Source organism: Caballeronia humi (genome assembly GCF_001544475.1).
Classification (GTDB): Bacteria; Pseudomonadota; Gammaproteobacteria; order Burkholderiales; family Burkholderiaceae; genus Caballeronia; species Caballeronia humi.
In genome coordinates this window covers 1-621 of record NZ_FCNW02000244.1, presented here as the reverse complement: position 1 = coordinate 621, position 621 = coordinate 1, and the positions used below count along the sequence as shown (strand labels likewise).

The window sequence follows — 621 nt, the reverse complement described above, 5'->3', positions numbered from 1 at the left end:
TCCGCAAGTGTAGGTTGCGGACGCAAGCGTGACGTCCTTTACTTCATCGCGCTACGTGCGGAGAAATTCGCGCTTACGAGATGTCGATGAGGGAGAAACTGGCGACGCTTTGGCCGAAGGCACCACTGGTCGAGGCGATTAACTACTCTCTGAACCGCTGGAATGGACTCACGCTGTTCGGTGACGACGGCCGCGTCGAGATCAGCAACGTGCTCGCCGAAAATGCCTTGCGCTGTGTGGCCCTTGGTCGGCGCAATTTTATGTTCGCGGGCTCGGACAGCGGTGGTGAGCGAGCCGCCGCAATGTATAGCCTGATCGGCTCGTGCAAATTGAACAACATCAATCCACGCGCCTACCTGGAATTCGTGCTTACGCACATCGCCGATCATCAGGCCAACCGCATCGACGAACTGTTGCCCTGGAACGTCGCGAAGCACCTCCTCCCATCTACACCTGCCTCGCTTTGATCCCTTCTGGCAGCTGCACGCTGCGCCCGCCGCGTTCTTCGACGCTTGTCCAGAGAATTCGCAACGGCCCTCACGCGCTTGCAATTACCCACACTCGTCCTGCGCGAGTTCATATCCCAGCTGAATGTCAATCAGACGGCGCATACCGCGCCAC

At 58.6% G+C, this 621-nt stretch carries 1 pseudogene; it reads left to right on the top strand.

The annotated features are described in order from the left end of the window. Positions 1 to 77: 77 nt before the first annotated feature. Positions 78 to 467, top strand: a pseudogene (locus tag AWB65_RS35255) (transposase domain-containing protein); the annotation flags it as partial. Positions 468 to 621: the final 154 nt, after the last annotated feature.